This is a genomic window from Niastella vici (assembly GCF_002077945.1).
GTDB classification, from domain to species: Bacteria; Bacteroidota; Bacteroidia; order Chitinophagales; family Chitinophagaceae; genus Niastella; species Niastella vici.
On record NZ_LVYD01000041.1, the window covers coordinates 113,992 to 140,281 of the forward strand.

Sequence of the window (26,290 nt, forward strand, 5' to 3'; positions counted from 1 at the left end):
AATGCTGCCATGAAAAAGACACTGCTGGTTTTCATGGCAATCTGTATGGCGGCCATTGCGCCCGCCCAGCAACCCGGCGCTGCAATAGATGTAAAGCACTATGAATTCTCTATAACGCTTACCGATACAAGCGATCTTATAAAAGGGAATACAGCGGTGGATGTATTGTTCATAAAGGATACAAATGCCATTACCCTCGACCTGATCTCAAAGAATAACAGCCACAAGGGAATGACAGTACTGCAGGTCACCGACAACGGTTCTCCCCTCACCTATACCCATACCAACAACCAGGTGGCCATTCAATTTCCGGCAACAGTTAAAAGCGGGGAACAAAAAACCATCCTTATTTCTTACGAAGGCATTCCTGAAGATGGCCTCGTCATTACCAAAAACAAATATGGCCACCGGGTGATTTTTGCCGATAACTGGCCTAACCGCGCCCGTAACTGGCTGCCTTGCGTTGACCATCCGGCCGATAAAGCAGCAGTAGATTTTATTGTAACCGCCCCCGCACATTATCAGGTAATCTCAAATGGCATTAAAACAGCCGATACAACTACAGGCAACCAGGAAAAACGCACCCATTACAGGGAAACCATCCCATTGTCGACCAAGATCATGGTGATAGGGGTAGCCGATTTTGCGGTGCAGCAATCGGGCACCGTGCAAAACATTCCCGTGTCAAGCTGGGTGTATCCCGAAGAAAAAGACAAAGGATTTTATGATTACGCGCTTGCAGTAGACATTCTTCCCTATTATATTAAGAACGTTGGCCCCTATGCTTTTAAAAAACTGGCCAATGTTGAATCCACTACCATTTTCGGTGGTATGGAAAATGCCAGCGCTATTTTTTATTCTGATGATGCTTCCATTACCGGAACCCGTAAAAGCGAATCGCTGCTGGCGCATGAAATAGCGCACCAGTGGTTTGGCGATATGGCCACCGAAGCCGACTGGAGCCATCTGTGGTTAAGCGAAGGCTTCGCTACCTATATGACCATTTTGTACTTCGAACATAAATACGGCATTGATACCGCAAAAAAAATGCTGGCGAAGGACCGGATCAAGGTAATTGAATTTGCCAGAAAGAATTGGCGGCCGGTGGTTGATTCATCCGTTACCAATTATATGGAGTTGCTGAACGCCAACTCTTATCAGAAAGGCGGCTGGGCCTTACACATGTTGCGCCGTCAATTGGGCGATGCAGATTTCTGGAAAGGTATTCAACTATATTACACCCGCTTTGCCGGTAAAAATGCGGTAACCGCCGATCTTTGCAAAGCCATGGAAGAAGTATCGGGGAAGAACCTGAAACAATTCTTTCATCAATGGTTATTTACAGCCGGCCAGCCAAAACTGCAGATACAATGGAAATACGATGCCGGTAAAAAGGCCGTAGACATCACTGTTATACAGCAACAAAATGAGCTCTTCCAGTTCCCGCTCGACCTGTTGATCGGTAACAACTTAACCAAACAGGTATTCATTAAAGACCGGGAAACACATTTCAACATCCCCGTATCGGCCAAACCTGCTGCCATTACAGCCGATCCCAACATAAACCTGTTATTTGAAGGCAGCGTAAAAGAAATAAATTAACCCCTTCAGGGGCGGGTAGCTGACAGCAAACAAATAATAATTTTTCACTATCTTTCCATACCGCGTATGCGCGGGATAACCATAAACTTTATTCATGCTTGTCAAAACGTATGGAAGTGCCGTATATGGTGTGGAAGCCATCACCATTACGGTAGAAGTGAATGTAATGCCGGGCAACACGCATTATTATATTGTTGGCCTGCCCGATAATGCAGTAAAGGAAAGCCTGCAACGGGTAGAAAGCGCTATAAAAACTAACGGGTACCAGATGCCCCGCACCAAACTGGTCATTAATCTGGCACCTGCCGATATAAAGAAAAGTGGTTCTGCATTTGACCTGGCCATTGCCATAGGTATTCTCGCCGCCAACAATCAACTGGCCGATCCCGGTAAACTAAAAGATTATATGATCATGGGCGAGCTCAATCTCGATGGCACCATTCATCCCATAAAAGGTGCCCTGCCTATCGCCATTACTGCCCGCAAGGAAGGCTTCAGGGGATTGATAGTTCCTAAACAGAATTGCCGCGAAGCCGGTATGGTGAACGCACTGCCCGTGTATGGCATTGGACATTTTACCGAGCTGATCAATTTTTTAAATAACGAGAACAGTCTGCAACCGGTGGCAATAAACACGCGGGAAGAATTTTTTCAAAGTCAGGAAGATTTTGAGTTTGATTTTAGCGAAGTGAAAGGACAGGAAAATATCAAACGGGCATTGGAGATAACGGCCGCCGGCGGTCATAATGCAATATTGATTGGTCCGCCCGGCGCTGGCAAAACCATGCTGGCCAAACGATTGCCAACCATTCTTCCGCCCCTTTCATTAAAAGAGGCTTTAGAGACCACCAAGATCTATTCAGTGGCAGGCAAGTTGCCCGCCCATGCCACGTTGATTGCCAAAAGGCCATTCCGGTCGCCGCACCATACCACCAGTGATGTGGCGTTGGTAGGTGGGGGAGGTATACCCCAGCCCGGTGAAATTTCACTGGCCCATAACGGTGTATTATTCCTTGATGAGCTGCCCGAGTTCAAACGCAGTGTACTGGAAGTTATGCGGCAACCAATGGAAGAACGGCGGGTAACCATCAGCCGGGCCAAAGTAGCCATTGATTTTCCGGCCAGCTTTATGTTGATATCGGCTATGAATCCCTGGGGTTGTGTTGCTTATTTCCACCATTTGAATTTGAAGAAGAATTAGGGTGGTGGGTGGGTAGTTTGGCTAATGCAATGGTTAATTCGTGTTTATCTATAACTATCTGATCTGTAATCAGTTCTACAATAGTACGCTTCTGTTCAAATGTTAATACATTCCACCGAGTAAATAAGTCCTTTGCCTCTTGGATTACAACATCAGCCGACGCCAATTGAACTTTCAGCACGTCGATCTCGCTTTCTAATTCAAGAAGGGCATCTTTGAGGCTTGCGTAACGGGTTCTAATTGGCTGGTAATGGATGGTAAAATCTTCTGGTGATAATTCTCTATTCGTCCGCATTGAGACCAATTCATTCATTTGTTCTTCCAACTTTTCTGTTTCTGTTTTTGAAATTTCAAAAAGCGCGATTTTTTCATCAAGAAATATTTGAGCCTCAATTTGATTTTTTGAAATATCGTCATCAGAAAACAGAAAAATTTTAAGGTGGGCGTGATAAATTTCGTCAAGCTCAGACACGCCAATCCGGTGGTTGCAAGTTCTGCAGGCAAAGTATGGGGTTCGCGTCTCATGGAAGACATACATCTTTTTACCACAGGTGCATTCGACAAATCCCGTCAATAAATATTCCGTCAACCGCCCAGGCTTGCGCCGTTTCTTTTGCTGGGCATTCAAAAAATCATTCGCCTCATTCCAAACACCTATTGATACAATTGGGGGACAAGGCACTAGAATCCAATCACTTGTGTCTTTAAAATCCCAATGCTTCTTTTTACCACGACTTTTGGTGTAGTTCGCCTTTCTCATTCCCTTAGCAGATGAATCGCGTATGAGGCGGTCTACTGTGGTGTCAGTAAACAATCCGCCGTTTCTAGTTCGGTATCCTAAGTTGTTAAGTTGTGCCGCCGTAGCTTTTTTCCGTTTGCAATTATTAAATATCTCATACATCAATTTTCGTATCGGTGCCTCTTTTTCATCGAGCACCAGTTTGTTACTCTCCCACCGATAGCCGAATGAGGCAGCACCGCCGGTAGATTTGCCAAGCTTCGCCCTGATTGGTACACTCGCAGCCACCCTGGAAGCTATTTCCTCTCGCTCCCATTGGCCCACTGCGGCAATTAATGTGTAAAAGAAACGCCCAGCCGGGGTACTGGTATCAATTGACTCTTCAAGTGAAATGAGGTCGGCATTATGTTGCCGGAAATAATCAGCAAGGTCTAATAACTCCCTGGTGTTCCTTGCAACACGTGCAAGTTTGGAGAAAATAAGGCCGGTAATGATACCCTTTTTAATGTCGGATAGCATCTGCTTAAATTCGGGAACATCAACAAGCGTTTTACCACTTACGGCTTCAAGCTGATAGACTTTTTGTATTTCCCAGCCTTCTTTTGCTTGCACATAATACTCGGCCCGTTTTCTATGATGCTCTGGGGAATCACCTTGCATATCGGTACTCACCCGTACCCAAATACCGACTGATTTTTTTACGTCCATGAATGTTGGTTTTAAGCGTAAGACAATGGCAAAGCGGAATATGGCTCTGCATTTTTAATGTGCGTTTATATAAAGTATTCCAGGCTTTGGAGGGGAATATAAGACAGGGGATTATGCCTAAAAAGACACATTTTAGGTGCCTTTTTTCTTCTTTTTGGGTGTGCTTGCTAATACACGTTTGATCGCAGTGCTTTTTCCCTTCGCTTCCTCATCTGAAATAGTTCTAAGTTTCACATTTACATGCCAACCTTGCATGGTATCTTCTGTTGGTACATCTGCTTGCACCAGGGTATCTAAATATTCAAAGAGAGCATCAGGGTTAAAAACTACTATTTTGGCTCTGTCTGTTTCTGGGAGTGCGACAATGTGAGTGCGGATATTTTCAAGAGTTCTAGTATTGGGAGAACAGGCAATTACAGTATCGTATCCTTCCGCTAAGCATTTTTTTATGTTATTCATTTCCCAAGCAGCTGATGTAGTAACGGAAATCTCGATGGCGATCCTTTTGTTATTCCTTTCCAAACTGACATCGACAAATCCAGTACGGGTATAGGTAGGTGCTTCTAGGGTAGCTTTGAAACCTCGTTGCTCAGCCATGAGCTTAATTCGGTTCTGAAGGGAAACATGCAGCCGTTCTTCATGCGCTTGTTTGAATTTTTCTACTTCCGATGTTTGGGTTATTTCTTGTATCTGTGCCGGTATGGGTTGTATAAAGGATTTTGGTAGCGGTTTTTTCTCTTTCTGTTGTACTGACTCAATGGGTTCAATGGGTACTGCTGGCTCTGCGGGTTCTGTAGGGTGTGGGGGTAGATCTTCTTCTTTAGTTCTTTTGACTATAGGTGGTTTTGGTGCCGGATCGGCTGGTTGGTGAGCCGTTTGCATACTTTCGGCCAATGCCTGTTCAACAATATGCTTTGGCGTTCCATATGTTTGCCGAGAGAATGCAATTATCTGATCTTTTATAAGTTTCGGTACTTCTGAAGCAGGCAATTGGAATGTGGTAAGGGAAAAATCATTCTCTGATTTTTCAATCCTTCCTATTGCTTCACCGATAGATAAATTTTGTAAATCTTGGGCATCAAAATATGAGAAGCCATCCGCAAATTTTTTCGCATCGGTTTCACCAAGTCGAAAACAAATACGAGTGCCGGCATTGGCAATGATTGAGCTGGCCAGTTCACTATTGGATTCCAACTGACGCATGCCCTGATGTGCTAACGTCAATGACAGACCGTACTTTCTGGTCCCCTCAAGAATGTGTCCCATAGACGCGGTTGCGTAATTTTGAAATTCGTCAACGTACACGAAAAAAGGAGTTCGGTTCTCTTGTGCCTGAGCCTGTCGTGCCATAGCCGCCTGGTATATCTTTGAGACAATGAATGTGCCTAACAAGTATGAGTTTTCCGCTCCCATCATTCCATGGGATAGCTTTACCAGGATAATTTTTTTGGTATCCATGAGATGTTGAAAATCTATACTCTTGCGCTGGGCTACCATGTTGCGAATGAGCTTTGGACGCAAAAAACTATCCAGCCTGGTAAGGATGGACCCTATAGAGCTACTTTTAAGCAGGGGATATTCTTTCTGCCAGTAATAGACAATGGAGGGATCGGTAACTGTTTTCAGAAACTCATCACGAAATGCTTTTTCCACCAAGAATCGGCGCAGCTCGACCAGGGTGCCGCCTTCGTTACTTTCAACAAAGGCTAAAATCGCGTTGGCCAGAACGCTATTCATTTGATCGCCCCAGCTCGTTGACTGTCGTTTGAATGCGGCCACCAAATCGGAAGAAAGGATCTCTTTTTCGATATCATTGTGAGCAGACAAAATATTAAATCCAATAGGGAACTCTGAATCGGCAGGATCAATCAGAAGAACATCATTTACTCTTTGTGCGGGAATGTAGGGCAGTATGTTATCAATGGTATCCCCATGCGGATCGAGTACTAACAGGCCATTCCCATTAAGGATGTCTTGGACGGCTGAGGTTAGGATAATATTCGACTTCCCAACACCCGTTGCCCCAATTATATGCGTATGCCTTACGCGATGTGCAGTACTTAATGTGACTGCCTTTTGTATCCCTTGATGTTGATTGATGCCCAGCACTAATTGATGTCCCAGGGCAATCGCTGGAACCGCTTTTGTTTTCCGTATGTCACGCTCTAGCTTTGAAGAAGCAACAGCAGCCCCAGGCAAATGTACCAAGGTCAGCAGCTCCTTACTATTGAGCAGCATTCCCAATCGGTGAGATTGCCGGTTAATAAAGTCATTCGCCCGATCTTCAAATGAGTAGACTTCACTTTGTAAGATGGTAAGGCTGTTATGGTTCGACGCAGTGCTGCTAATTACCGACTGGGCTACATGATTGGCTATTGCTAGTGCCTGCTCCAGTGTCGTGCTTTGGCCGATAACTCTAATAACAACGCTATATAAAGGACTGGATATTTTCTCTTTTGCCAGGGCTGGCATTTCAGGAGCGTTAAGAAAGAATGATCCACCTTTTTCATCAGTAACAGAACGTAATATACTTTCTGACCATGGATTAATTGTCTGCGTAAAAAGTACCTGTATTGTTGCTAGTTCAGTCTCGCCAAGGTGTTCCAATATGCTAAACAAGCCAATAAACGGATCAAGCTCAATACTTTCAGTCATTTTGAGCGGGCGCGTGAACTCTTCCGAAAGACACAAGTCAGCAATACCGATAAACATTCCTTCGCCATCTTCGCTATCCCAGGCTGAACGTGCCTGTTCATCAACTATACAGCCTGGGAAATATGCTTTCAGTTGGCCGGCAACATGCAGCCTATCGGGTTCTCGACACACAAACAGAATATGTATCTTATTCTCCGTTGCCTCGATTTCAAAACTGATCGGATACCTGCATAAGGAAAGCATCAGAAGCAGTTGTTCAGCTTCTGATGCCCGCACTTTATAGTCTCTCGGCAATGTGACGCCGATGGTTCGCAAAGGAATATCACTATACTCAGAAGCATATGCTACCGGAATCATTTCATCTTCAGTCGCTTCAATGGTAGTAATCTCTTTTGAGGTGAACAGGTCTAGGACATAGTTTGCAATACGGCTTACTATTGAAACCGGTCTGCCATCGTCGGGTACCGAATGCCTGACAGTGGCATGGAAATAAGGGGCAAAGGGTGGTTCAAAATCAACTGGCGTATCATACACAAACCACCCCTGGCCCCTCCGTGCCCATTCATAAAAATTCAAGGTTAGTTCCTCTGAAACTTGATTCATAGCTATTCTTCCATCTTATTGTTTCATTGAGATACCAAGTCTCTTTTATCCACTTCAGAGATTGGCCGTATCCCATGGGCTGCTGTTATCGTCTCTATTGCACTTTTCAAACAGGAATGTACCCCACCATGGAACATCGCATCTGTATCTGCTTGAAAATAAGTCTTAGAGTAAAACGCTTTTTCCAATCTCTTGCCTATGCCTGGAAGAGCGACAATTATCCGTCTGAATATATCCAGCGTTTCTCCTTGCCAAGAGGAAACAAAAAATCCATTCCCAAACGGTGCGGCACAGACATCATAAATCAAGGGCCCGCGCGAGATCCGCAAATAGATCCGATCACTAGAGAAAATTCCTCCCTCTTTATGCGTAACTCTCGACATGGTAATGGATGGCATTTCCCGTTGTTTGATTATATTTTCAAGGATGGAATAAAACTCTAGTGAAGAAAATGAAAAATCAAAGCTGTGGCAACCATTGCTATGCGCCTCGGGTACCTCGTTATTGATTTTTTGAAATATATGCGCAATGAACCAAAAAACTAATACCCAGATAGCGATTGAAGCTAAACTGTCCCAGAGGGCGCCAAAGGAGGTGTTTATAAGAAATATGTGACGCATACTATACGTTTTTTAAGTTATGAAAAAAGAAGGGAACAGATTAAACTATTAAATAGGGAACGTATATAATGAGAAGGGAAATTAGCAGGATAATAGAAAACCTAACTAAAAAACGGTATCATATTTAATTTGTAGCCTGCCTTTTGAGTTTTTAATTTTCCGCACTATCACTTCTTTAAGAAGGTTTATGTTTTTCAGGTGAGTTCCTTTACATGGTCGTCCAAAGACATTATCCAATACTTTTACAACTCTAATACCAATATCACTATTTACATAATCAGGAAAATATCCGCATTGTTGAATCACAGAATCTCTATCAAAGTAAGTTGCAATATGCACATCACTGCCCTTACTAATATGCTCGCATAGTCTCTCCTGAAGTTTCTCTTTTAATTTAATTTTCTCTAATTCACTAAGCTCAACATTATACTCTACACTTGCATTATCAGGATAATGTATTGCAGACGAAACATCCCATTGGTACCCAAGTGTTCGAATTGCACCACAAATCAATTCGCCAGCTGTATGGATCGCGTTATGCTTGTGTCTTATTTCATGATTAACAATTAATTCTACTTCAAAACCAATTTGTAATGCTGTAACATTTTCATCTTTTAAAACATGATATATTTTTCCATCAGCTTTTGAAATCACTTGTAAAACTTCTAAGGACAAATCATCTGTTTTAAGCCAACCGATATCGGAGGGTTGGCCACCCCCTTTTACATAAAAGGGGGTGGCTGTAGTTTCAACTTCATATTGCCCATTTTCGTTTACTATATCCAAAATATTGGCTTTTAAACTGTATACTTCTGGTTCATTGAGATAGTTCAAGATTGTATTATTTTGTATTTTCATTACGAAAGCTTTAATAAGTCTTAGTAAATAATTGCGTCTAATTTCTTTATCAAAAAATGATTTGCTCTCATATCTCTTATACTTTTTGTTTCCTCATGGCTAGCACCACCGACACCATGCGTATATTCAACAGCAGGAGCAGTAAATCCAAGTGGACAAGATTCTACATTGTTTGCTTGTTTTACTAAAAATGTATTTATTAACCCAAAATGCTGTTTCGACCAACTTGCAACTATTTTTATCAATCTGGTTACGGAAGTATATGCTTGCTTAAAATCAGGTGTAATCAATCCTTTATTAAGTTTAGCTCTTATTTCATCAATTGAGAAATACACAAACTCGTAGTAATCAAATCCTAGATATTCGATAAGTAATTGGAGCAGCGAGGGTTCCTTCATAGCAGTTTTTATATACATTATATCTTCGTGAGCTAATTGAATGAAGCGATTTTCTACTATCGCTTTATATTTTTCATTATAAACGCCTATCTTAAAATCAAGGGCAGGAACCGACGCTACATTTGTCGCATTGCTGCCTATATATTGTTTATCACCTATTCTATAGGACAAAAAGTAGGTTCGAAAGACATTGGCGAAATAGTCCGTCTCCATGCCTCCTTTTACAAAGCCTTGATAAAACGTGAATACTTCATTAACTTTTTCGGTTGCATAGGCAATTGCGTCTAATGCGCTTCCAGAAGTAATTGCCCAATTTTGACAAATAATAGTATCGATAGCTTTATTAGCTTCAAGAAAGTTGCTATTGGTAAGCCGAACCGCTTTCCAGAAGAATAACCACCCAGCATTGGTATCAAATCTATATACCGGATTGTCGTTAAGGAGCCATGTTGTATATACCGAATCCCGTGGAGGCAAACCTGATACCCTGCCAAGATCAAGCAAAAAATTTTCAATATTGCACTCAAGAAGATTTGAGAAATGCTCCTGTTTATAATTATATGTAACTAAATGCCTTTGTATTGAGCTAATAACAGGGGCAACACAACGCAATATATCAATCGCTACATCCCGTGTAAGGGTCCGAGACTGGTATGTATCTACCAAAGTTCGCAGAGGTTTGTTTACTTGCTGAATGATCTCATAAACACACCCACCTCCAGCGACAATTTTATCATTTATTATTGGAAGGTTATTTAATGTAAACTGATGGAGCTGCTGTAGTGCAACTGGAAAGACGTTGATAGAAGAACGCGTAAAAGATTCCATACGAAAGATAAATTTGAGGTTAAAAAATTTGTTTTTAACACCTGTTTTCGCTTTCATACATTTGTGTTGCGCAGAAACGTACTTGTTGCAAAAACAGGTATTTTTCTAAAAAGGCAGATTGCTTCTTATGAAGTGTCTGCCTTTTTGTACATTAATAAATTCCGACTGTTCCCACGATGTAAAATCCTGGAAATATGTTTCTGCATCGGGCATTCGTGTACTATTAAGCAGTAATTGTGCTTTTTGCCTGTCGGTCAGGTGTGACCATACTGCTTCTTCAAAGGGAAGTTGAGGTGAGATATTTTCTGGCTGATGTGATACAGGTGCTTGTTCCATAACGAATGTTTAAATTGTTATTGGAACAGCCTTATGTGAGGGGGTATTTACATTCTTATTGCATATCTATATAATACCTGTCACGTCACATGTGTGTGGAATACACATTTAACGGACACTCACAGAAGACTGCTATTCTTCTTAACAGTGGGCACCAATTAAAAACGGTTGGTGCTTTTTTATTGCACCAATTATAACTAGACAGAACTAAGGAGTTACAAGACCACCAGATTAATAATGGCTGGTATGATTTTTTTACGAATAATTTGGCTCACTTATTAAGTGGGCTTTCTTATTCCTATGACAGCTATTATATATAAACAACTGGGTGATTAACAATGACTACGGTTTCAATAACATTCAAAAATGTTTTGAAACTTGATGAAATTTTCATATATTTTTAGAATATAAAAGAAATAACCCCAAACGTATTCGGTCTATGGATGATGCTGCTTTAAAAATAGAGGCAAGCTTTAAACTTCAGAAAGCAATAGAAGTTTTAAAAGAAAAGCTTATAAAAAAGGACGTCTATCAAATGATAGTAGATTACCATCTAGGAAATGAAAAATTTAGATTTTCTGAATCTACCTTTAGTAAATGTATTAATGCGTGCGAAAACAGTATTCATATACATACAATAAGTAGAAAACACTTTAGTTATATTTTTGAAGTAATTGACCCGTATATTAAGTCTACATATGAGTTAATATGGAATGATTCAAAGAAAGAATATGTTAAAGAAGAAACCCTTTCATTGAGCGCTAATGAAACAGTTAATAAGAATGCTCGGCTATTAGAGCTGACAGGAGGATGGATTGGATATTCGTGGAATGAGAATAGAACGAAAGAAAAAAACATCCCCCATATAAATATCTTTAAACTAAACATTCGTGATATTGATAAAATCACATGTGTTACTGAAAAAGCAGAGTTTAAAGAAGGTAAAATGAATACTGCAAACCACGATAGGCTTATAATTGATTTAGTCAACTCACATAGAAAAATAATCTTAATTGGTCACATAGGTCTTGCTGAAGAAGGAAAATTAAAAAAACTTGATAGAATTCACCTTGCGTATGTTGATACAGGAGATAGGAATGTAAAAACAGGTTTAGCCATTATTGAGAGAACAGATATCGAATTTTCAAATATTGAAACTGAAAGTAAAGAAATTACATTCTTTGATATCGAAAAAGCAGATTTTTTAATGTTGCATTTACAGAACACACAACTCATTATAAAATCATAGATTAATAGATTTAATTAATCATCGCCACCGCTATCACAGCAAAACATTGCAACCCTAATATGTCCCTTCGCTGTTTGGTCCCAGGCTGTAGCTAAAGAATTATTACTAACACTTCCTATTTTCACCGGCTTTACTTCCATTACTCTACTAATTTTGTCATGAGTTTCATAGAGAATTTCATCTTCTTGTAAGGGAAAGTGCGAGTGAATAAGTTGTATACCAAAATTCCTGGTTTTCTCAGAGTATTTTGAAAAGATTTGAAATACCTCCTCTAACATTCTTACCTCAATATCGCTGAGTTGCAAAGATTCATTTTTCATAAAATGTGTATTTCTAACAAGAAATGTTTAAATAAATATATAACTCTTAACGCGTGTTTTAAAATTTTTAGCTTTTTATTGAGCTAATTTTTATAATTTTTACTTACTTCTTTGTAAAAAAACAAAACCCATAAGATCGAGCTTTACTTTAATAGCCAATCACTTACGGCAGAGATTTGAAAAGTGCTTATTTTTACCGTGTTTTCACCTTTTTGATATTACTTATCAAAAATTAAACCTAAAAATTGAATGTCATTGAGGCAAGAGTTAATTAAGGCTATTACTTATAATAAAAGCCTGAAATGAATCAGGCTTTAAAAAATAAATTGACTATTCCTCATCTTCGATATCTTCCATACACATTTGAGTGCCAGAAGGTGTGATATTGAGGATATAGTTTACTGCTTCTTCTGCTTGAATACTTGCCGCAACCAGAAATCGGCTGTTAGTCCGCAAACGAAAGAGCCATCCTTCGACAGTAAACCGGTCCCAAAGGAGGTGAACTGGAGAAATGCCGGCGTATGCGCATAGGTAAGAAGATCCCATTTCAGCAAGTAGCTCCTCGGTGGTACCCATTTTGGGTGTTCCTGGTCTCATTGCCTTCAGGAACTCGGTACGATCCAGCCGGTTTTCATGACCGGTTGAAAGTACCATGGCATAAAAGAGATTGGCGTGGTAGGTTTCCTCATTGGTCATGAACTCGTTATCCGGCAACTCAATGGTATCCGTATCATACCTGTAGAAAAGAGTTGCACCCCCAACGTCAACATTTGGCAGCTTTGGCATATGGGCATAAATGTGACCACATTTTGTAGTTGGTTTCATTGCTTCGTCACACGCTAGTATCAATTCCATTTCTATATTCCTGCATTGCTGGATATTGAACACTTTATAATATTGCAGGTGCTTACCTGGCGTTCGATAGATAACTATGTGCCCCTTTTCTCCTGTCTTGATTTTGGCGCCGATCTTTCGAGCCTGCTTGCTGGTCAGGAAAATATTGCGTGCATAGCCGAGTGATGCCAGGAGCCAGACATTAAGACCGGTGTACGCTTCACCGCTGATAAGGTTTCGGGGGATACCCGACTTATCACACGGTGTGTGCCAGGGGATGATATCTTTCTCCAACTGTGAAATTACCTGGTTGGTAACAATAGTATGCACGTCCTGTTTTACAGGAGTTGCAAGTGTTGTAGTCATTACTAACGATTTTGTTGGTGAGTAATTTGATTACTGATAGGTAAGATTAAGAATGTAGCTAACCGATTGATCGGCTAACAGAGCAGCCATAGAAACAAGCATAGGATCACTCTCTATTTTTCGTAGCCACCCTTCCGCATTTTTATAGTGTTCAACCAAATACCATGGTTCAATACCGGTATATGAACAGAGAAGAGAACATCCCATTTCAATCGCCAATTCATCACAGGAAAAGAGCCTGCGATCTAAACTATACCGATGTTCAGGGGATTGCCGATTCAGACGTGAGGGATGGTACGTTGAGAGGACGAGTGCATAAAACAAGGCACTGTACCATTGTCGATCATTCTTAAAGGAGTCAGGTAATGGTAAATGGATAGTGTCAGCCTCGATGTCGTAGTATAAATTCGAGCCCTTATCAATTACGTTTGGTGGATTGGGCATGAGATCATAAATATCAGTGTAGAGTCGCAAATAACGTGGTGCTGGATGAGCCTGGGGAAACTTTTTTGTATTTAACCCTTCCACCTGGTCAACATTGTATACTTCACAAACTCCAAGAGATCTATTCTTTTTCCCTTTTATGGAGGTGATAATAAAGTGTTCTTTTTTTGCGCTTATTTTGAGACACAGATTGCGAGCCTCTATTTGTTCTGGGGTAAGGAAGACATGTCGAGAATACTGCAAGTATGTCAAAAGCCATACATTAACACCTCGAAACAGTTGACCGTCGATATCTTTTGGATATTCATTGCAGGATGCGTGCCACGGGATCTCGCCTCGTGCAAGTTTTTCAGAAAAGATGGCATTGACAATTACGTAGGCACTATCCAGTGCAGACGTGTTCTTTGTAGTCATAACAATTGATTTTGATTTACGTTAAAAATAGGTTTACTGTTTCTCAGGTACGTACACCCCTGTTTGTATGAGATTTGCCAATTTTGAGCGATTAAGAATATAGTTCACCGCTTCCTGGGCATACATAGCAGCAGTTATGGCAAGGGTAGTATCGGTCTGTAATTTTCGGAGCCAACCATGAGCATCGTTATGATATGTTGTGAGATACCAGGGAGTAATACCAGTAAATGAACAGAGGTAGGAGGCAGTCATTTCGGTGATTAATTCTTCACAGGAATATGTTTTGGGATCGGTCAGTTTTCGATCAACCGCAGTATCCCGTTTCCTTCGCTTTCCATGGGCAGTGGATTGAGCCAAGCCGTAAAAAAGAGAGCTGTAATATTGAATGACATTTTCAAAGCACTCTTCTTCCGGCATAACAATAGTGTCAGTCTTAAGGCTGTAATGGGCCGGCGAGTTTTCCCATACTATTTTGGGAAATTTGGGCATTTCAGCGAGAAGATCTGCGCACTTCTTTGTAGGGCTGGATATCACTCGACGGGCAGGAATTTCATCACCGCATAAACCTTCTAACTGTTCAATGTTATAGACTTCCGAACAATAGAGCGTTGGCAAAATATTGCCATGCCGTATTCTAACTATTGTATGTCCTTTTTCACCCCGCTCTTTTTTCCTTGTTTTAAATCTTGTCATCTGTAAGGCATTGAGGAATACATTTCGGGGGTAACATAGATTCGCCAGGAGCCAAACATTAATATGGTCAACCGGCCAGCCGTTAATATATACAGGGTGCTCTGTCCACCAGGTGTGCCACGGGATGATACCTTTCTCTAAATCTTCAATGAATTGATTGGTAACAACTGAATGTACATCCGGCAATGCTGATTTCGTTTTTGTATTCATGCAGTAAAGTTTTAATTGTGAAAGAATCTTTACTATTCAGCATAGGCGGTAACGAGAAGAAATATAAGGGAGGAGAATAGGCCTATCTAGTCATATTGCCTGTGGATATGTACATGAAGTACGGCCACCGCTTCAAAGAGTTTCGTATAATAGCAATTTTTTATTTTCCGCTCCTTTTCGTAAGCAGCTCCCAACTGCTTATAAGTACGCGCACCCCATTCAATTAGCTTTTGTTTGTTCTTGATTGAATCTCCTAATGCAGCTTTAATTTCGGAGATCGAGTAGAAATGAACAGAATAATTACATGTAGTAAGCGTTTTGACAAGATGCTTTTTTAACATCGCAAGATTCGTATAGGTTTGGCATTCGTAAGGCGTCTTGAAAATAACTTCCGTACACCCATAGTCCTTCATAAGTTTCAGCACTGAGTCTGAAATCATCCTCAGTTTTTCTGTGCTCATTTTCTCTTTGAAAGATTTTACTTGCCATTCTAGTAAGTGCCCCTTCTCGAATACTGCAACGCCAATGCTTCTTGTTCCAATGCTAATTCCGATTGAATTTCCGAGCATACTGTTGCACTATCTTATTGTAGTAAGCACCTTTATTGTCTATATAGGGTTTTGACAACACGGTATTTAAAGCATCTTCTAAAACTTCTCTTGGGTACTGGCGTACGTAACTTTCATGTAACGCAAGTGAATGTAGATCATTGAGCATTTTTGCAATATTATATGCAAAGTGTTTTTGTTCTGGTGTCATGTGAATAAACGCTGTGGATAAGCGTGGCATTAATGATAATTTCAAAGAACCGTTCGATTCGATCGAATTATTTTTATCGTTATCGTTCGATCGTTTTTATACCCTAAATTTTTTCCTTTTTTTAAGTTGTGGCTTAATAGCTAATTCCAAAACCCTTGTCTTGCTATCAAGAAGTATGTCCTTTATAAGTTTCCTGCTTTTTAGATATTCGATTGTACGTATAACTGTAAGGCTGCGCAGACCGGAGATATGTTTCAGTTCCATCAGCGGTTTCGTGACCCGGCCGTTTGAATCCTGATAGCAGGACAGGATTGTATACAAGGCCAGGGAGTTAATACTTATCATAGGCATATCTCTTTCAACGAGTACTTTGGGAACAGGGAACCAGGTATCATTGCATTCAGGTTTGATTACCAAATTCATTTTGGTGAAAATTCTTTATGTAATAATAAATCTTCAGTCATGGACAAAAGTTCTTCTCTCAATTCTTGATAGCATTCTGGATATAGTTCATTTGGGAGAGCATTGTAGATGATGCATAGTTTAAAAAAGTTACACAAGCCAGGGTGGGACTTGCCTTTCTCCCATAAGATGATGTGTTTCGATGATGCTAATTTCAGTAATGATGCAACTTCCAGTTGGGTTAGCCCCATTTGTTTTCTAAACTTCCGAAGATGGTTTGGAATTTTTCGACGTTCAAGTTCCATGATTTTCATAATAGCAAGTCGAGGTAAAATAAAAATAGAAAGGAAAATGTGACCCTTTGGAGATATTGTGGGGATAACTAGAAAAGAGTATTCATTTGAAAGTTATTAATTATACCTCTGATTTTCAAATATCAAAGACCTTTATGGTTAATTGATAATTTAGAAAATATCATTATATTTATTATTTAGACAAAAGTTGTTCTCTAAACCATTTTACTGTTAGAATTCCCTCTATGGCTATTATTGGAAGATTTATTGGAGTCGACAGGTATCAAGACCCTGCAATACGAGATTTAACTGGAGCAAGAAATGATGCATTGGCATTGTGGGCTCTCTTTAAGGATACTCTACCTATAGAGAGCAAAATTCTTACTGGCTTGAATGCAACTATAAGTAATATTCAAAAAGCACTCGAAGAAGGGCTTATTAATGCAAGCAATAATGACACCGTCATAATATTTTATTCCGGTCATGGATCTCAGGATCATCGCATCACAGGATTCGATACAGAAGTTACAAAATTAGAATCCACGACACTTCCAATGAGTACTATTTCGGAGCTTTTCAAAAAGAGTAAGGCAAAAAATATTCTATGCATTTTAGATTGTTGTTTTAGCGGGGGTGCTGCTGCAAAGGTTTTAGAAGATGGTCCGATATCAAGAGACATAGGCAATCCACTTGAATTGTTAGGGGGACAAGGAAGAGTTATTTTAGCGGCATCGAATTTCGACCAACCTTCATATGAACTACCTACTACTGGGCATGGGGTTCTTACTAAAGCTATCATTGATATTCTACAAACATGGGAGCATGATACAGTCAATCTTATGACGGCTATGGATAGTATTATGGCCGCAGTCCGTCTTGAAGCTGCAAGGATTGGTGTACAACAAACTCCAGTATTACTTAATTATGTCACTGGTGGGTTAACGATTCCTCGATTAACCGCCGGGAAAGAATATTTTAAAGCCTTCCCACAGAGAAAAGGTGTGAAAATCACACACGAAATTGATGATTTAGTCCAATACAACTTACCGCCAGAATTACTTAAAGAATGGAAGGATTCTTATGTAAAAGGCCTAAACGACTTACAACTTGAAGCAATTAATGAGTTCAGAATTTTAGATGGTGATTCAGCTCTTGTGATCGCTCCAACAAGCTCAGGAAAAACTTTCGTTGGTGAATTAGCCAGTGCAAATGTTATTGGCCAGGGCAAAAAATCAGTATTTCTTTTCCCTTATAAGGCGCTAGTCAACGAAAAATACGATCAATTCACTGATCTCTATCAAGACAAACTGGGGTATAGGGTCATTCGTTGCACAGGAGATTATTTAGATCAAAACAAGGAATTTATTCAAGGTAAATATGATATAGCTCTGTTTACTTATGAAATGTTTCTAAACTTAAGTATCTCAATTTCTACAACTTTAAATCAAATTGGGCTAGTAGTATTAGATGAAGCACAGTTTATAACTGATCCAACTAGAGGGATAACTATCGAGCTTCTTTTAACAAATTTAATAACAGCCCGCCAACGAGGTATTAACCCTCAATTAATTGTTTTATCGGCTGTCATTGGAAATAGTAACTATTTTGAGGACTGGTTGGGTTGCAAGAAACTTTTGACTACTAAACGGCCGGTACCATTAATTGAAGGCGTAATGGGAAGAAATGGATACTTCAAATATCTCAATGAAAAAGGAGAAGTTGAAACAGAACAGCTCATACCGAGTTACCATATCGTTCAACGTACGCAAAAGCCGAGTCAACAGGACGTAATTGTACCCCTGGTAAAGAGTTTAGTGCAACAGGGTGAAAAGGTCATAATATTTCGTAATCAAAAGGGACCTGCCGAAGGTTGTGCTGCCTATCTTGCCGCAGATTTAGGCTTGCCAGGAGCCGAGGATGAATCTAAAAATCTTCCAAAACACAATTCATCGTCTACATCTTCTAAACTTAAACGATGCTTTGCTGGAGGTACCGCATTTCATAATTCAAATCTAAGCAAAGAAGAACGTAAAATTGTAGAAAGAGCATTTCGTGATCCAAACAGTAAAATCCGAGCACTAGCAGCAACTACAACTGTGGCAGCAGGAATAAATACACCAGCTAATACAGTAATCCTAGCTGAACAAGAATTTGTTGGCGATGATGGACGACCGTTTACAATTGCTGAATATAAAAACATGGCAGGGCGTGCAGGTAGAGTTGGGTTTAATGAAAAGGGAAGAGCAATTATATTAGCAGATGGCAAATTTGATCCTAACTTTTTGTTTAACAAGTATGTGTTAGGTACTCCAGAGCCTTTAGCCTCATCATTTGACACTGCAGATCTTGATACCTGGATAATTAAACTCTTGGTTCAAGTAAAGGATGTACATAAAGACAACCTTGTTAATCTTTTAGCTAATACATATGGAGGGTATGTAGCCAATAAAATTAATCCCGACTGGGAAAAGAATATGAGGCATGACATATCCGAACTCTTTCAAGAGATGCTCAGGTTAGGCATTTTAGAAGAGGAAAATGGAATAGTTCACCTTACTATATTAGGAAAAGCTTGCGGTGAATCTGTATTATCCTTTCGATCAGTGATGCGTTTAGTACAATTATTGAAAGATTATCACAAAGCAACAATTACTGCTGATGACTTAATGGCAATAGTTCAAGCACTACCAGAATCGGATGAATTACCAACTCCAATGTTTAGAAAAGGAACATCTGAATCTAAAAGAGTTCGAGAAGTAGCTCAACGATTTGGTCATGAAATTATTCAATTATTACAACGCTTTGTAAACGGAGACGAATTCAAATATTATGCTCGTTGCAAAAGAGCTTCTATCTTATTTGATTGGACTAAAGGCATTTCAACATCTGATATTGAGGATACGTTTAAATCTCCTAATCCTTATTTTGGGAATATTAGTTATAGTAATATAAGGGCTTTTGCAGACTTTACACGATTTCAGCTAAGGTCCGTACATAAAATAGCAACGATAATATTTCCAGGAGCAATGCTTGATGAGAAAACATTTGAGGATTTACTAAAAAGCTTAGAAACGGGTGTTCCTTCTGATTGTTTCGACCTTCTAATGCCATCTCTTGAAATGTCACGAGAAGAATACCTTGCGCTCTCTAATGCAGGAATTAAAACCAAAGAAGCATTATACAATGCTCCTGGGGAACTTTTAAACAGTTTATTGGAAGTCAGCACCGTTGAAATGATACTCCATGATAAGGATGATTCGATAGAAAGAATTTCTGCATAGCATTGACCAGGGCAGTGAAAGAATTATAATGATAACAAGTAATTAATTTCAGTGAGAGCAAGCTTTGGGAAAGGAAATACGTTTTCCCACTCAATGGTTCGTAAGCTACCCTGCCAAGCGAGCAAGTAAGGGAAGTACTGATTGTGTTTGATCTATTTTGGGTAGTGTCAATTTGTTAGATTTAATAAAACACCCTCAGTCAGCAATGCTGACCGAGGGTATAAAACATCTAATGATTGTTTGATTTCTTCTAAGTCTTACCTCATTATGTTATTACTGCTTTATTTTGGTTTTTATAGTGTAGTCAATTCTATAACAACCACTTCCCGCACTTTGGGTGCAGCCAATATAAGTTTCCTGTCCAGGCCTTATAATATAGTCCTGGCTACTAGTATAGTTTGGAGAAGCATATGTTGTAACCTCAATCGTTACTTTATAGGTGTCACTTGTGGTGTTGCTCAAATATTCTTTATTCCCCCCACCGAGGTTTGTGCAACCGCACTGGTTGTTACTCAAGGTTAAATTTACAATTCCGCTCGATTGGGGATTCGCTTGGGAAGAGCTATTGGGTGTTGCTGGTGGTGGCGGTGGAGGCGGAGGTGTTACTGATGGTTGCGGACGAGGTGGAACTGCGCCGTTATTTAATGAATAGTACACTACCCTAATTTGCTTACTATGTGATTTTAATTCATCTAAAGTACCTGCCTGCAGATGTATTTGCCACTTTTCCGATCCAGATCCAAGTAAATTCATAATTACATCAGTGTGGCAAGGTCCTGTGCCATCTTTACAATGAATAAATTTAATTAATTTACTATCTTCATTATATCCAATCTTTACACGCCAGTTTTCACCAGCATCGCTTTTGTAATCGAGAAAATCAGAAGATCGAGTTTCCCCCAGACTTCCATCTGCATTGATTTGTGAATGTTGAAAAACAAATTGAGGGATAGGGTTGTCTCCAACAAATGATTTCAAAACTGTTGCCTGCCATGGTGATCCGCCCCAGTGAATATATTTAATAATATTCTCTTGGGAGATAGCTGTTAGAGTGCAGAGCAATAAAATTCCAGAAAAAACTGTAGCTACCGACTTGGAAAATGTTTTTTTCATTGTTTATTTTTTTAAGAATTTAAATCGCTTATAAAGTTATTATGCGCAATTGGTTAGAAAATATTTTCGTCCTTACTTTAATACAATTCTTGATTTACGTCAATGTGTGATTTAACTTGGACCGATTGTGGTCAGCCCTACTTTTCTTAAATATGCCTTGTAGTGCTTGAGCATTTTCAATGTAGGAGGGGATTAATTAAGAGAGTTACTTCAAATAGGTATCGTTTTGTGTTAGAATCTGGCAATGTCCAGAGTGGTGTACGTATTTATTGATGCTTCAAATCTTTGGCAAGCTCAAAAGGTAAAGGGTAAACTTTTTGATTTTGAAAAACTAAAGAAATATCTTAAATCAAAATTTAATGCATCGGAATTGAAGGTGTTTTACTATACTGCATATCCAGCCGAAGGAACAAGAGAGTATAGTCAGGACGGTAAACATAAATTCTTTACATATCTTAAAAAGGGACTTAATTTTGTTGTAAGGAAAAAGGAGTTAAAAAGAATTGTTATTCATAATGATGGGGTTGGAGATTCAATTCAAGAAAAAGGAAATATGGATGTCGAGATGACCATAGACGCACTTCATAACATTAAGAAATATGATACAGCAATTTTCTTTACAGGAGATTCAGATTTTTTAGCTTTAGTGGCGTATATTAAAAATACTGGTAAACAGGTCCATATTTTCTCTTCAAAAAATAATATTTCCCAGGAATTAAGAACAGGGTCTAATGGGTACTGTGACATTTTAAATATCAAAGAAGATGTGTGGGGTAGAGACTTAAAACACAGAGAGGGAAAGCACTAAAAAAGCAGCCCTCCTTTCGGAGGGCTGCCCTTGGATGTAATACCCTTTAAGTTTATGGTAAACCTAAAGACTTCAAGAGTATAACATATTTAAAGCAGAATGGTCAAGAATGAACACAAATTTATTATTAAGTCAAGATTTATTTTTCAATTCATGCAATCTTAATAATTCCTCTTTCACTTCTTCCCAAAATATATCTTGATCTATGAAGGCATTATCACTGTAGTAGGCAAATTGTGACCCAAAGGGGGTGTTCGATCTAATGTCCGGTAGGTTCACTTTAAGGGCACTATTGCTGTCTAATAGCTTTTTAAGCTGAAAAATCTTACATAATTTAGGTGTTCGACAATTAATTCCATCGAATTCAACTCCGTAAGGAAAATAAAACCATTGAAGTAAAATTTTCCTTTTAATATCAGCCTTTTTCCAGGCTTTTGCCGGGTGTTCGACAAATTCACGGATAAAGTTTAAAGCCGCATCAAAATCTACCTGACTTTTCTGAGAACCAGGTATTATTTTCTCAATGTCGGATATTTGCTTTTCCAAAATATCAAGTTCTTGTTTTAAGATCGCATCTGAAAGCGTACCAGCTAAATTTTTTTGAATAAGAGCATGTTGCTTTTCTTTATAACTTTCTATCTTGTTAGCATAAAGAAGTTGCTTTCTATTATTATTCTCCTCCTTCATAGTCAATTTTTCATGAATTTTTTTTGCAAGCACAACGAAATTGTTTTTGGAAAACCCAGATTCGTCCAACAATTTAAAAAACACTGCTTCAAGTTGATCTCTTTCGAAATTGTTTTTTGAAATGCGAAAAAAGTAATAGGGATATCTTTTTGTTTTTCCGCGTGACCATGCCCCTGTTAGTTTTAAACCAGTTGGATGAAAGAAGAATCTTCGCAAAGGGAAATCAGGATTTTCAATCTTATATCCCGATTTACAAACCTTCCTTCCATCCAATACATTCTGAACCTTTGCAAATAACTCTTCAGAAATTAAAGGTTTAAATACCCCTTTCTGCCTTTCTCCTAATTCATTAATCCACCCTATATAAATTTCTTTTCGCAGCATCTCTGGGAAATGAGTTCGAATTGGAATTCTAATTGTTGGATTTGATGCATATTTTCTTTCTAAACATCGCCTCACTTGCTCTACAGGTAAAATATTTTCCGCAACCAATTCAAAAGCCTCTTTTACAATAGGTGCAAACTTATTTGGCACTATGTTAGACTTGCCATTTATTATACCGTTGCTGTATCCATACGGCGCCTTCCATACATATCGCCCCTCTTGGACTGCTTCTTTCATCCCGTTGGTACATCTTTCTCGCCTTACATCATTATCAAATTGGCCTACATTAGCAATGATGTATTCCATGAATCTGCCAGCTGGATTATCCTCAAAATGTTCAGATGTTGACCTTATTTCGACACCGCTCTGTTTCAGCTTACTTTTAATGACAATATAATCTTCCATTTGACGTGAAAGACGATCAATTTTATACACAATTACAGCAGTAATCTTTTCTTTTTTATTTGTACAAAAGGCAAGTAGCTTTTTTAGTTCAGTTCTGTCTGCTGTTTTTGCACTCTCACCAAGCTCAATAAACACCTGGCTAATTTCATAGCCATGCTTTAAAGAATACTCTTTACATATTTTTTCTTGTGTCTTTAAGCTGTTCCCTTCATCAACCTGTTCCTTCGTTGATACCCGGCAATAAATCACAGCTTTCTTCTTTTCCTCCATGATAAGCTTCGGAATTGAGGAAAATATCAACTAATATATTGGCTAAACAGTCGATAAGAATTTCCTCATTTTCCTCATTAGGATCTGGTAAACCTTCCAAAAAAGGAGGGTGCAAACCGCCTCTATTGCTACACAGAGACATGCACCCCCCTTTCTTAGAAATATTTTCGACTGCGATTTTATTATCTCTGTGTAGCTTTTTCATAGTAACATAAAAATGATTGACTGTACATATAGTAGTCTGACAGAAATAAAATTATATATATAGACATGAGTTTACCTCCTTTTAGTCATATGCCTATTTAGTCTGAGACTGCTCACTATTTTTCCTAAAGCTCCATGGATAGAATAGAAGCATGGATAAAAGTGAAGGGGAGAAAGTCACATACATTGGAACAACAAACTACCAAAGCACTAAAATCAAGTTCGGAATTAAGCAGAAAGATCGTAGTGCTCATATATACTGCATTGGTAAAACAGGAAATGGTAAGAGCACGTTGCTATTGAACATGGCCATTACCGATATTCAAAATGGAAGCGGTGTTGGCATCATTGATCCGCATGGCGATATTGCCGAAAGCATTTTAGAATACATACCAGAAGAAAGAATCAAAGACGTCATTTATTTCAACGGATGTGATCTTGAATATCCAATAGCATTTAATCCGCTACTTAATGTCCAGGAAAATGACCGGCACCTGGTTGCATCTAGTTTAGTTAGTGCACTGAAGAAATCCTGGGCAGACTCATGGGGGCCTCGGCTTGAGCATATTCTCAGAAATTCACTTTTAACCCTATTGCATTATCCAGAGGCCAGTTTATTAGATATACAGCCACTACTAACTAATAGTGATTTCAGGAATAAAGTACTTGAATACGTTTCCGATATTAAGCTGCTAAACTTTTGGTATAAGGAATTTTACCCAATGCCGCCACAGCTTAAAGCAGAGGCAATTTCGCCAATCGTTAATAAGGTAGGGCTATTTCAGACACATCCGCTGATCCGGAATATTGTTAGTCAGCAGATTTCTTCCTTTTCAATTGCTGACATAATGAACCAGAAGAAGATATTTATTGCCAATCTTTCAAAGGGTGCACTGGGAGAAGACGGCACCCAACTTATAGGGACATTATTAGTTACTCAATTTCAAACAGCCTCATTGAGTAGGGTGCATTTACCGATCAATGAACGGCACCCCTTTCATTTATACATTGATGAGATGCACTCCTTTCTTACTTTATCGTTTGCTGATATTCTTTCAGAATCCCGCAAATACGGATTAACGCTTTTCCTAACTCATCAATATATTGACCAACTTCATGAGAAGATCAGGAAAGCAATTTTGGGAAATGTGGGTACCCTTATTGCTTTTCGTCTTGGAGCCTCAGATGCTGCGATACTAGAACAGGAATTTTTGCCAGTATTCACCAGTGAAGACCTGGTTGGACTTCCACGGTATTCAATATATATTAAGCTCCTAATTGATGGAACAACATCACAACCGTTCAGTGCAACGACATTGCCGCCGCAAACAGCAACAAATTTGCTAAAAGAAAAAGTCATTGAACATTCGTGTAGAAAATACGGAAGGGAACGAGTAATGGTGGAGAAAGGGATGCTTAATAGGTATGAGAGGCCAGTTGATGATGGCAAGACCCTGGGCTTGTTTGATTAGAAAGCAGAGAAGTTAAACCGTTAAAACACCTTTTTTAAAGCAGAATATATGATGGAATTTCATGCCGACTATGAGCAATAAAGACCCCTTAGCCTAAACTTGATTAGGGTATACCCCAGCCGCCAAGTAGAGTTTTAACATTGAATTTATTTGATTTATTATCGCTTTTTTAAAAAATATATTAAATTTATATTACATTCACTATATCTTCCACACTTTTTATATCATACCAATGCAACTGGTATAAAAATATTGAGCACATAAACAAGGGGCACTGGCGATTCGCTAGTAGACTGGCATTGAGTGTTTTGCTACTTCAAGGAAGGTAGTTTTTACATCATATGCAAATAAAAAGTATAATTTAGAACAACCCCTTAGCTCAATGATTATGAATAAATACTGGTGGAGAGCCTATAAAGATGTTTTAAGCTGTATGGGAAAGGCCATGTTATGGTTTTTACTAAATATGATATTTGTCTCGGCACCGTTTTGGATTATAGGTATCTTGACCGCTTTTGCATTTAATGAAAAGACAAAAGCTATAATAGATGAAGAATTTAGCAAATTATTAAAAGACTGCACGATATCGTTTGTCTTATGTGCAATCATTGGGGCAATAATGGTTGATTTTATTTTTTCAAAAGCTATAATAGGTAAAAAGCTGTCTTTTATAATTGCGTGGTTTACATTTCTACCGTTGCTAATTGTCACTATTCCCTATTCATTTTTAATGTGTGACAAGTCAAGTAACAATGACTTTCATACATTAATGAGTTTTCAATTTGGAATGATAGGCTACACTTTTATTTATTGCACACTTGTTAAAACAATATTATTCAGAAGGGAGGTAAAATAATGAATAATTCTATTTGGGATGCCAGTTTTAAAATACTGATGATCGCCTTAGGCGCATTGATTTTATTTGGCGTAATAGTTATTCGGCGTTTGGTGAAAGAACGTATTGAACAATTGAAGAAGAAAGATAAAGAAGAACTAAGAGAAACACCAATAGAAACTTTGAGAGAAGATTTAAGGGGAGCATCAAGAGAAGAATCAAGAGTAAATCGAGAGTTTGAGACTCAAAATTCTTCAAAAATAGAGGTGCTTCCGAATTATTAATTGCTATTACACCAC

At 39.0% G+C, this 26,290-nt stretch carries 23 protein-coding genes; 8 read left to right on the top strand and 15 right to left on the bottom strand.

Annotated features, from left to right (window positions below; translation table 11 throughout):
• Nucleotides 1-9: 9 nt before the first annotated feature.
• The gene (locus tag A3860_RS10100) at nucleotides 10-1,602 is read left to right on the top strand and encodes a M1 family metallopeptidase (RefSeq protein WP_081146554.1); all 1,593 of its coding nucleotides are present in this window, start codon (nucleotides 10-12) and stop codon (nucleotides 1,600-1,602) included.
• A 94-nt stretch (nucleotides 1,603-1,696) separates the two neighbouring features.
• Nucleotides 1,697-2,803, top strand: coding sequence for a YifB family Mg chelatase-like AAA ATPase (locus A3860_RS10105; protein ID WP_245843507.1), 1,107 nt, complete (start codon nucleotides 1,697-1,699; stop codon nucleotides 2,801-2,803).
• On the opposite strand, the gene A3860_RS10110 is transcribed toward A3860_RS10105, so the two are convergent.
• From A3860_RS10110 to A3860_RS10135, 6 genes are all read right to left on the bottom strand, one after another.
• A complete protein-coding gene (locus A3860_RS10110) occupies nucleotides 2,745-4,250 on the bottom strand; it encodes a recombinase family protein (RefSeq protein WP_081146555.1) in 1,506 nt (501 codons plus the stop codon). The genes A3860_RS10105 and A3860_RS10110 overlap by 59 nt on opposite strands.
• A 132-nt stretch (nucleotides 4,251-4,382) precedes the next feature.
• Complete coding sequence (locus tag A3860_RS10115) at nucleotides 4,383-7,508, bottom strand: type IV secretory system conjugative DNA transfer family protein (protein ID WP_081146556.1); 3,126 nt, start codon at nucleotides 7,506-7,508, stop codon at nucleotides 4,383-4,385.
• A 23-nt stretch (nucleotides 7,509-7,531) separates the two neighbouring features.
• Nucleotides 7,532-8,128: a hypothetical protein gene (locus A3860_RS10120; RefSeq protein ID WP_081146557.1), complete on the bottom strand. Its 597-nt coding sequence runs from the start codon at nucleotides 8,126-8,128 to the stop codon at nucleotides 7,532-7,534.
• Nucleotides 8,129-8,233: 105 nt separating this feature from the next.
• Nucleotides 8,234-8,986 (bottom strand): alanyl-tRNA editing protein, encoded by a 753-nt coding sequence (locus A3860_RS10125; RefSeq protein WP_081146558.1) that lies wholly within the window; start codon nucleotides 8,984-8,986, stop codon nucleotides 8,234-8,236.
• A 20-nt stretch (nucleotides 8,987-9,006) separates the two neighbouring features.
• Nucleotides 9,007-10,269 (bottom strand): monodechloroaminopyrrolnitrin synthase PrnB family protein, encoded by a 1,263-nt coding sequence (locus A3860_RS10130; protein WP_081146559.1) that lies wholly within the window; start codon nucleotides 10,267-10,269, stop codon nucleotides 9,007-9,009.
• A gap of 48 nt (nucleotides 10,270-10,317) precedes the next feature.
• Nucleotides 10,318-10,548 (bottom strand): hypothetical protein, encoded by a 231-nt coding sequence (locus A3860_RS10135; RefSeq protein WP_081146560.1) that lies wholly within the window; start codon nucleotides 10,546-10,548, stop codon nucleotides 10,318-10,320.
• Nucleotides 10,549-10,987: 439 nt separating this feature from the next.
• Between A3860_RS10135 and A3860_RS10140 the strand changes: the two genes are divergently transcribed.
• Complete coding sequence (locus tag A3860_RS10140; protein ID WP_081146561.1) at nucleotides 10,988-11,797, top strand: hypothetical protein; 810 nt, start codon at nucleotides 10,988-10,990, stop codon at nucleotides 11,795-11,797.
• A 14-nt stretch (nucleotides 11,798-11,811) separates the two neighbouring features.
• On the opposite strand, the gene A3860_RS10145 is transcribed toward A3860_RS10140, so the two are convergent.
• From A3860_RS10145 to A3860_RS10180, 6 genes are all read right to left on the bottom strand, one after another.
• Nucleotides 11,812-12,117, bottom strand: coding sequence for a hypothetical protein (locus A3860_RS10145; RefSeq protein ID WP_081146562.1), 306 nt, complete (start codon nucleotides 12,115-12,117; stop codon nucleotides 11,812-11,814).
• 330 nt (nucleotides 12,118-12,447) lie between these two features.
• On the bottom strand, nucleotides 12,448-13,317 hold the full coding sequence (locus A3860_RS10150) for an ArdC-like ssDNA-binding domain-containing protein (RefSeq protein WP_081146563.1): 870 nt from the start codon (nucleotides 13,315-13,317) through the stop codon (nucleotides 12,448-12,450).
• 30 nt (nucleotides 13,318-13,347) lie between these two features.
• Nucleotides 13,348-14,175, bottom strand: a complete 828-nt coding sequence (locus A3860_RS10155) for a zincin-like metallopeptidase domain-containing protein (protein ID WP_081146564.1) — start codon at nucleotides 14,173-14,175, stop codon at nucleotides 13,348-13,350.
• Between the two features lie 33 nt (nucleotides 14,176-14,208).
• Nucleotides 14,209-15,078, bottom strand: coding sequence for a zincin-like metallopeptidase domain-containing protein (locus tag A3860_RS10160; RefSeq protein WP_081146565.1), 870 nt, complete (start codon nucleotides 15,076-15,078; stop codon nucleotides 14,209-14,211).
• 86 nt (nucleotides 15,079-15,164) lie between these two features.
• Entirely contained in the window at nucleotides 15,165-15,647 is a 483-nt protein-coding gene (locus A3860_RS10165) for a hypothetical protein (protein WP_081146566.1), read from the bottom strand.
• A gap of 609 nt (nucleotides 15,648-16,256) precedes the next feature.
• Nucleotides 16,257-16,544: a helix-turn-helix transcriptional regulator gene (locus tag A3860_RS10180; protein WP_081146569.1), complete on the bottom strand. Its 288-nt coding sequence runs from the start codon at nucleotides 16,542-16,544 to the stop codon at nucleotides 16,257-16,259.
• Nucleotides 16,545-16,777: 233 nt separating this feature from the next.
• On the opposite strand from A3860_RS10180, the gene A3860_RS10185 reads away from it, so the two are divergent.
• Nucleotides 16,778-19,813 carry a DEAD/DEAH box helicase gene (locus tag A3860_RS10185; protein WP_081146570.1) on the top strand — a complete coding sequence of 1,012 codons (3,036 nt, stop codon included), beginning with the start codon at nucleotides 16,778-16,780 and terminating at the stop codon, nucleotides 19,811-19,813.
• Between the two features lie 273 nt (nucleotides 19,814-20,086).
• Here the strand turns inward: A3860_RS10185 and A3860_RS10190 are convergent, their stop codons facing one another.
• On the bottom strand, nucleotides 20,087-20,926 hold the full coding sequence (locus tag A3860_RS10190; RefSeq protein ID WP_081146571.1) for a hypothetical protein: 840 nt from the start codon (nucleotides 20,924-20,926) through the stop codon (nucleotides 20,087-20,089).
• Nucleotides 20,927-21,170: 244 nt separating this feature from the next.
• Between A3860_RS10190 and A3860_RS10195 the strand changes: the two genes are divergently transcribed.
• Entirely contained in the window at nucleotides 21,171-21,734 is a 564-nt protein-coding gene (locus A3860_RS10195) for a LabA-like NYN domain-containing protein (RefSeq protein WP_081146572.1), read from the top strand.
• Between the two features lie 132 nt (nucleotides 21,735-21,866).
• On the opposite strand, the gene A3860_RS10200 is transcribed toward A3860_RS10195, so the two are convergent.
• Nucleotides 21,867-23,480 (bottom strand): recombinase family protein, encoded by a 1,614-nt coding sequence (locus A3860_RS10200; RefSeq protein WP_081146573.1) that lies wholly within the window; start codon nucleotides 23,478-23,480, stop codon nucleotides 21,867-21,869.
• A complete protein-coding gene (locus A3860_RS40520; protein WP_143774042.1) occupies nucleotides 23,422-23,685 on the bottom strand; it encodes a hypothetical protein in 264 nt (87 codons plus the stop codon). The genes A3860_RS10200 and A3860_RS40520 overlap by 59 nt, the downstream gene beginning before the upstream one ends.
• Nucleotides 23,686-23,836: 151 nt before the next feature.
• Between A3860_RS40520 and A3860_RS10205 the strand changes: the two genes are divergently transcribed.
• From A3860_RS10205 to A3860_RS10215, 3 genes are all read left to right on the top strand, one after another.
• Nucleotides 23,837-25,156 (top strand): type IV secretory system conjugative DNA transfer family protein, encoded by a 1,320-nt coding sequence (locus A3860_RS10205; RefSeq protein ID WP_081146574.1) that lies wholly within the window; start codon nucleotides 23,837-23,839, stop codon nucleotides 25,154-25,156.
• Nucleotides 25,157-25,544: 388 nt separating this feature from the next.
• Nucleotides 25,545-26,012 (top strand): hypothetical protein, encoded by a 468-nt coding sequence (locus A3860_RS10210; RefSeq protein ID WP_143774043.1) that lies wholly within the window; start codon nucleotides 25,545-25,547, stop codon nucleotides 26,010-26,012.
• A complete protein-coding gene (locus tag A3860_RS10215) occupies nucleotides 26,012-26,275 on the top strand; it encodes a hypothetical protein (protein WP_081146576.1) in 264 nt (87 codons plus the stop codon). The genes A3860_RS10210 and A3860_RS10215 overlap by 1 nt, the downstream gene beginning before the upstream one ends.
• The last annotated feature ends 15 nt before the right edge of the window (nucleotides 26,276-26,290 follow it).

Excerpts from the sequence above, each read along its gene's own strand:
- A3860_RS10130 (WP_081146559.1), bottom strand. The coding sequence starts at position 10,269 with ATGAAAGCGAAAACAGGTGTTAAAAACAAATTTTTTAACCTCAAATTT.
- A3860_RS40520 (WP_143774042.1), bottom strand. The coding sequence starts at position 23,685 with ATGAAAAAGCTACACAGAGATAATAAAATCGCAGTCGAAAATATTTCT.
- A3860_RS10140 (WP_081146561.1), top strand. The coding sequence starts at position 10,988 with ATGGATGATGCTGCTTTAAAAATAGAGGCAAGCTTTAAACTTCAGAAA.
- A3860_RS10145 (WP_081146562.1), bottom strand. The coding sequence starts at position 12,117 with ATGAAAAATGAATCTTTGCAACTCAGCGATATTGAGGTAAGAATGTTA.
- A3860_RS10160 (WP_081146565.1), bottom strand. The coding sequence starts at position 15,078 with ATGAATACAAAAACGAAATCAGCATTGCCGGATGTACATTCAGTTGTT.
- A3860_RS10210 (WP_143774043.1), top strand. The coding sequence starts at position 25,545 with ATGAATAAATACTGGTGGAGAGCCTATAAAGATGTTTTAAGCTGTATG.
- A3860_RS10150 (WP_081146563.1), bottom strand. The coding sequence starts at position 13,317 with ATGACTACAACACTTGCAACTCCTGTAAAACAGGACGTGCATACTATT.
- A3860_RS10205 (WP_081146574.1), top strand. The coding sequence starts at position 23,837 with ATGGATAAAAGTGAAGGGGAGAAAGTCACATACATTGGAACAACAAAC.
- A3860_RS10110 (WP_081146555.1), bottom strand. The coding sequence starts at position 4,250 with ATGGACGTAAAAAAATCAGTCGGTATTTGGGTACGGGTGAGTACCGAT.
- A3860_RS10120 (WP_081146557.1), bottom strand. The coding sequence starts at position 8,128 with ATGCGTCACATATTTCTTATAAACACCTCCTTTGGCGCCCTCTGGGAC.
- A3860_RS10115 (WP_081146556.1), bottom strand. The coding sequence starts at position 7,508 with ATGAATCAAGTTTCAGAGGAACTAACCTTGAATTTTTATGAATGGGCA.
- A3860_RS10215 (WP_081146576.1), top strand. The coding sequence starts at position 26,012 with ATGAATAATTCTATTTGGGATGCCAGTTTTAAAATACTGATGATCGCC.
- A3860_RS10180 (WP_081146569.1), bottom strand. The coding sequence starts at position 16,544 with ATGGAACTTGAACGTCGAAAAATTCCAAACCATCTTCGGAAGTTTAGA.
- A3860_RS10195 (WP_081146572.1), top strand. The coding sequence starts at position 21,171 with ATGTCCAGAGTGGTGTACGTATTTATTGATGCTTCAAATCTTTGGCAA.
- A3860_RS10185 (WP_081146570.1), top strand. The coding sequence starts at position 16,778 with ATGGCTATTATTGGAAGATTTATTGGAGTCGACAGGTATCAAGACCCT.
- A3860_RS10155 (WP_081146564.1), bottom strand. The coding sequence starts at position 14,175 with ATGACTACAAAGAACACGTCTGCACTGGATAGTGCCTACGTAATTGTC.
- A3860_RS10105 (WP_245843507.1), top strand. The coding sequence starts at position 1,697 with ATGCTTGTCAAAACGTATGGAAGTGCCGTATATGGTGTGGAAGCCATC.
- A3860_RS10135 (WP_081146560.1), bottom strand. The coding sequence starts at position 10,548 with ATGGAACAAGCACCTGTATCACATCAGCCAGAAAATATCTCACCTCAA.
- A3860_RS10200 (WP_081146573.1), bottom strand. The coding sequence starts at position 23,480 with ATGGAGGAAAAGAAGAAAGCTGTGATTTATTGCCGGGTATCAACGAAG.
- A3860_RS10190 (WP_081146571.1), bottom strand. The coding sequence starts at position 20,926 with ATGAAAAAAACATTTTCCAAGTCGGTAGCTACAGTTTTTTCTGGAATT.
- A3860_RS10100 (WP_081146554.1), top strand. The coding sequence starts at position 10 with ATGAAAAAGACACTGCTGGTTTTCATGGCAATCTGTATGGCGGCCATT.
- A3860_RS10125 (WP_081146558.1), bottom strand. The coding sequence starts at position 8,986 with ATGAAAATACAAAATAATACAATCTTGAACTATCTCAATGAACCAGAA.
- A3860_RS10165 (WP_081146566.1), bottom strand. The coding sequence starts at position 15,647 with ATGCTCGGAAATTCAATCGGAATTAGCATTGGAACAAGAAGCATTGGC.